Annotated in this window: 1 protein-coding gene, 2 tRNA genes and 3 rRNA genes; 5 read left to right on the forward strand and 1 reads right to left on the reverse strand. The window is 50.8% G+C overall.

From position 1 onward, the window contains the following. Positions 1–243: 243 nt before the first annotated feature. The 3 genes from AC5JMF_RS28580 (at position 244) to AC5JMF_RS28590 (ending at position 2,096) form a co-directional block, all read left to right on the forward strand. Positions 244–1,732, forward strand: a 16S ribosomal RNA gene (locus tag AC5JMF_RS28580). A 123-nt stretch (positions 1,733–1,855) separates the two neighbouring features. Beyond that, positions 1,856–1,929: transfer RNA gene (locus AC5JMF_RS28585), tRNA-Ile, on the forward strand. Positions 1,930–2,023: 94 nt separating this feature from the next. Beyond that, positions 2,024–2,096, forward strand: a tRNA-Ala gene (locus AC5JMF_RS28590). Here the strand turns inward: AC5JMF_RS28590 and AC5JMF_RS28595 are convergent. Further along, positions 2,087–2,221 carry a hypothetical protein gene (locus tag AC5JMF_RS28595; RefSeq protein WP_495799092.1) on the reverse strand — a complete coding sequence of 45 codons (135 nt, stop codon included), beginning with the start codon at positions 2,219–2,221 and terminating at the stop codon, positions 2,087–2,089. The genes AC5JMF_RS28590 and AC5JMF_RS28595 overlap by 10 nt on opposite strands. Before the next feature lie 85 nt (positions 2,222–2,306). Here AC5JMF_RS28595 and AC5JMF_RS28600 point away from each other — a divergent pair. Together AC5JMF_RS28600 and rrf are read left to right on the forward strand one after the other, a co-directional pair. Beyond that, positions 2,307–5,135: ribosomal RNA gene (locus AC5JMF_RS28600) — 23S ribosomal RNA — on the forward strand. Between the two features lie 161 nt (positions 5,136–5,296). Further along, positions 5,297–5,413 (forward strand): 5S ribosomal RNA (gene rrf / locus AC5JMF_RS28605). The 16S, 23S and 5S rRNA genes sit together here with 2 tRNA genes alongside, the layout of an rRNA operon. Positions 5,414–5,421 lie beyond the last annotated feature (8 nt).

Raw genomic sequence — 5,421 nt, forward strand, 5'->3', positions numbered from 1 at the left:
TTTTAGCGGCTGCGAAAAGTGTTCCAAATAAAATTGGAAAAAGGGGTTGACAGAGATAAGTGGGTTCGCTATATTGAATAAGTGCCTGAGAGCGGAGCGCGAAAGAGCGACGCTGGAGGGACACCGAACCTTGAAAATATTATAGTTTGAAAGCCATTATACAACAAGTGGTCAGCGTCAAAAAAATCAACAAACCAGGCTGAGGTTGAAAAAGAGCAGCCGAAAAGAGCTAACAAACAAACCAAAACGGAGAGTTTGATCCTGGCTCAGGATGAACGCTGGCGGTATGCTTAACACATGCAAGTCGAACGGGATCTTCGGATCTAGTGGCGGACGGGTGAGTAACGCGTGAGAATCTAGCTTCAGGTCTGGGACAACCACTGGAAACGGTGGCTAATACCGGATGTGCCGAGAGGTGAAAGGTTAACTGCCAGAAGATGAGCTCGCGTCTGATTAGCTAGTAGGTGGGGTAAAGGCTTACCTAGGCGACGATCAGTAGCTGGTCTGAGAGGATGATCAGCCACACTGGGACTGAGACACGGCCCAGACTCCTACGGGAGGCAGCAGTGGGGAATTTTCCGCAATGGGCGAAAGCCTGACGGAGCAATACCGCGTGAGGGAGGAAGGCTCTTGGGTCGTAAACCTCTTTTCTCAAGGAAGAACACAATGACGGTACTTGAGGAATAAGCATCGGCTAACTCCGTGCCAGCAGCCGCGGTAATACGGAGGATGCAAGCGTTATCCGGAATGATTGGGCGTAAAGCGTCCGCAGGTGGCAGTGTGTGTCTGCTGTTAAAGAGTCTAGCTCAACTAGATAAGAGCAGTGGAAACTACACAGCTAGAGTACGTTCGGGGCAGAGGGAATTCCTGGTGTAGCGGTGAAATGCGTAGAGATCAGGAAGAACACCGGTGGCGAAAGCGCTCTGCTAGGCCTGTACTGACACTGAGGGACGAAAGCTAGGGGAGCGAATGGGATTAGATACCCCAGTAGTCCTAGCCGTAAACGATGGATACTAGGCGTTGCTTGTATCGACCCGAGCAGTGCCGTAGCTAACGCGTTAAGTATCCCGCCTGGGGAGTACGCACGCAAGTGTGAAACTCAAAGGAATTGACGGGGGCCCGCACAAGCGGTGGAGTATGTGGTTTAATTCGATGCAACGCGAAGAACCTTACCAAGACTTGACATGTCGCGAATTTTCTTGAAAGGGAAAAGTGCCTTCGGGAGCGCGAACACAGGTGGTGCATGGCTGTCGTCAGCTCGTGTCGTGAGATGTTGGGTTAAGTCCCGCAACGAGCGCAACCCTCGTTTTTAGTTGCCAGCATTAAGTTGGGCACTCTAGAGAGACTGCCGGTGACAAACCGGAGGAAGGTGGGGATGACGTCAAGTCAGCATGCCCCTTACGTCTTGGGCTACACACGTACTACAATGCTACGGACAGAGGGCAGCTACCTAGCAATAGCAAGCAAATCCCGTAAACCGTAGCTCAGTTCAGATCGCAGGCTGCAACTCGCCTGCGTGAAGGAGGAATCGCTAGTAATTGCAGGTCAGCATACTGCAGTGAATTCGTTCCCGGGCCTTGTACACACCGCCCGTCACACCATGGAAGCTGGCAACGCCCGAAGTCATTACTCCAACCCTTCGGGGGGGAGGATGCCTAAGGCAGTGCTGGTGACTGGGGTGAAGTCGTAACAAGGTAGCCGTACCGGAAGGTGTGGCTGGATCACCTCCTTTAAGGGAGACCTACCCACTTAGAAATCGACAAACATACAGTTATATAGATACTAAGTTGGTCATCCCAGGTCGTGCGCTGGATTAACTATTGAGAGCTTTCAAACTATGATTTGGTTCGGATATGGGCTATTAGCTCAGGTGGTTAGAGCGCACCCCTGATAAGGGTGAGGTCCCTGGTTCGAGTCCAGGATGGCCCACCTGAACAAGTAAAAAGTCAAAAGTCAAAAGTCAAAAGAAATAACAATAAACTCTTTCTTTCGCCTTTTAACTTTTAATTTTTGCCTTGAGTTTGGGGGTTTAGCTCAGTTGGTAGAGCGCCTGCTTTGCAAGCAGGATGTCAGCGGTTCGAGTCCGCTAACCTCCACCTGTGGGATAAAGTTCAGCAACATGACATGGATATAATAAAGTGTCAGACTGCTGGGTATAAATCTCAGCCAGAACCTTGAAAACTGCATAGTAACGCGAAAGTAAAGCAGGTAGACACAGCATTGAAGAAATGATTGTGTTTACAGGTGAAACACCAATGTAAAAATCTAATTACGAATTACGAATTAGTAATCACGAATTAGAGAGTGGTCAAGCTAATAAGGGCTAATGGTGGATACCTAGGCACACAGAGGCGAAGAAGGACGTGGTTACCGACGAAAAGCTCCGGGGAGTTGGAAGCAAGCATTGAGCCGGAGATATCCGAATGGGGCAACCCTATGTACAGCCTGTTGAATATATAGACAGGTATGAGCTAACCCAGCGAACTGAAACATCTTAGTAGCTGGAGGAAAAGAAATCAATCAAGAGATTCCCTGTGTAGTGGTGAGCGAAAGGGGAAGAGCCTAAACCAAAGGGTTTACCTTTTGGGGTAGTGGGACAGCGATATCGAATCTAGCGGTTAGACGAAGCAGCTAAGTACTGCACCAGAGAAGGTGAAAGTCCTGTAGTCGAAAACTTAAGGATAGTAGCTGAATCCCGAGTAGCATGGGGCACGAGGAATCCCATGTGAATCAGCGAGGACCATCTCGTAAGGCTAAATACTACTGTGTGACCGATAGTGAACCAGTACCGCGAGGGAAAGGTGAAAAGAACCCCGAAAGGGGAGTGAAATAGAACATGAAACCATTAGCTTACAAGCAGTGGGAGTCCGATTAAACGGATAACCGCGTGCCTGTTGAAGAATGAGCCGGCGACTTATAGGCACTGGTAGGTTAAAGCGAGAATGCTGGAGCCAAAGCGAAAGCGAGTCTGAAGAGGGCGAATAGATCAGTGTTTATAGACCCGAACCCTGGTGATCTAACCATGTCCAGGATGAAGCTTGGGTAACACCAAGTGGAGGTCCGAACCGACCGATGTTGAAAAATCGGCGGATGAGGTGTGGTTAGGGGTGAAATGCCAATCGAACCAGGAGCTAGCTGGTTCTCCCCGAAATGTGTTGAGGCGCAGCGGTAATGATTATATTTGGGGGGTAAAGCACTGTTTCGGTGCGGGCTGTGAGAACGGTACCAAATCGAGACAAACTCAGAATACCCAAAGAACACATTGCCAGACAGACGGTGGGGGATAAGCTTCATCGTCAAGAGGGAAACAGCCCAGACCACCAGCTAAGGTCCCCAAATCATTGCTAAGTGATAAAGGAGGTGGGAGTGCACAGACAACTAGGAGGTTTGCCTAGAAGCAGCCACCCTTGAAAGAGTGCGTAATAGCTCACTAGTCAAGCGCTCCTGCGCCGAAAATGAACGGGGCTAAGCAATGTACCGAAGCTGTGGGATTAAGAAATTAATCGGTAGGGGAGCGTTCCGTGTTAGGAAGAAGCAGTAGCGGCGAGCAGCTGTGGACGAAACGGAAGTGAGAATGTCGGCTTGAGTAGCGCAAACATTGGTGAGAATCCAATGCCCCGAAACCCTAAGGGTTCCAGAGCCAGGTTCGTCCGCTCTGGGTTAGTCGGGACCTAAGGCGAGGTCGAAAGACGTAGTCGATGGACAACGTGTCAACAATCACGTACTTAAATGTGGGAGCATCAAAAGGGACGCATGAAAACTAGCCATACCCTGATTGGTTTGGGAGGGGTTTACGAACCCCGAATGGTGAAATCTAGTGCCAAGAAAAGCTATTGATGTGATGAGCGCATTTAACCCGTACCCGAAACCGACACAGGTAGGGAGGTTGAGAATACCAAGGGGCGCGAGATAACTCTCTCTAAGGAACTCGGCAAAATGGCCCCGTAACTTCGGAAGAAGGGGTGCCCACTCATGGTGGGTCGCAGTGAAGAGATCCAGGCGACTGTTTACCAAAAACACAGGTCTCCGCAAACGAGTAATCGGAAGTATGGGGGCTGACGCCTGCCCAGTGCCGGAAGGTTAAGGAAGTCGGTCAGGGGGCAACCCTGAAGCTGGCGACTGAAGCCCCGGTGAACGGCGGCCGTAACTATAACGGTCCTAAGGTAGCGAAATTCCTTGTCGGGTAAGTTCCGACCCGCACGAAAGGCGTAACGATCTGGATGGTGTCTCAGAGAGAGACTCGGCGAAATAGGAGTGTCTGTGAAGATACGGACTACCTGCACCTGGACAGAAAGACCCTATGAAGCTTTACTGTAGCCTGGAATTGTGTTCGGGCTTGGCTTGCGCAGGATAGGTGGGAGGCTGTGAAGTATTCCTTGTGGGGAATATGGAGCCAACGGTGAGATACCACTCTGGCGAAGCTAGAATTCTAACCTACTACCGTTATCCGGTAGAGGAACAGTTTCAGGTGGGCAGTTTGACTGGGGCGGTCGCCTCCTAAAAGGTAACGGAGGCGCGCAAAGGTTCCCTCAGCACGCTTGGAAACCGTGCAAAGAGTGTAAAGGCAATAAGGGAGCTTGACTGCAAGAGTGACATCTCAAGCAGGGACGAAAGTCGGCCTTAGTGATCCGACGGCGCAGAGTGGAATGGCCGTCGCTCAACGGATAAAAGTTACTCTAGGGATAACAGGCTGATCTCCCCCAAGAGTCCACATCGACGGGGAGGTTTGGCACCTCGATGTCGGCTCATCGCAACCTGGGGCGGAAGTACGTCCCAAGGGTTGGGCTGTTCGCCCATTAAAGCGGTACGTGAGCTGGGTTCAGAACGTCGTGAGACAGTTCGGTCCATATCCGGTGCAGGCGTAAGAGTATTGAGAGGAGCCTTCCTTAGTACGAGAGGACCGGGAAGGACGCACCGCTGGTGTACCAGTTATTGTACCAACAGTAAACGCTGGGTAGCCAAGTGCGGAGCGGATAACCGCTGAAAGCATCTAAGTGGGAAGCCCACCTCAAGATGAGTACTCTCACCACAACAAGTGGGTAAGGTCACGGGCAGAACACCCGTTTATAGGCGGTAGGTGGAAGTGCAGTAATGTATGTAGCCGAGCCGTGCTAACAGACCGAGGGCTTGACCTCACAACAACATTGGTAAGGCAGTGCGTTGCCGGGGTTCCCCCCGTTGTAGCAACTGCCGTATTTCGCGTTACTTGCAGTCTTCAGGGTTGCTGTTGTCTTCGGATTCTCTAATTCTTCAATTACGAATTACGACGAATTACGAATTAGCAATTACACTCTTTCCTGGTGTCTATTGCGCGGTGGAACCACGCTGATACATCCCGAACTCAGAGGTGAAACGCTGCTGCGGCTACGATAGTTTAGGGGTTGCCCTACGCAACAATCGCTCGATGCCAGGTTTATATTT

This window comes from Desmonostoc vinosum, assembly GCF_059505385.1.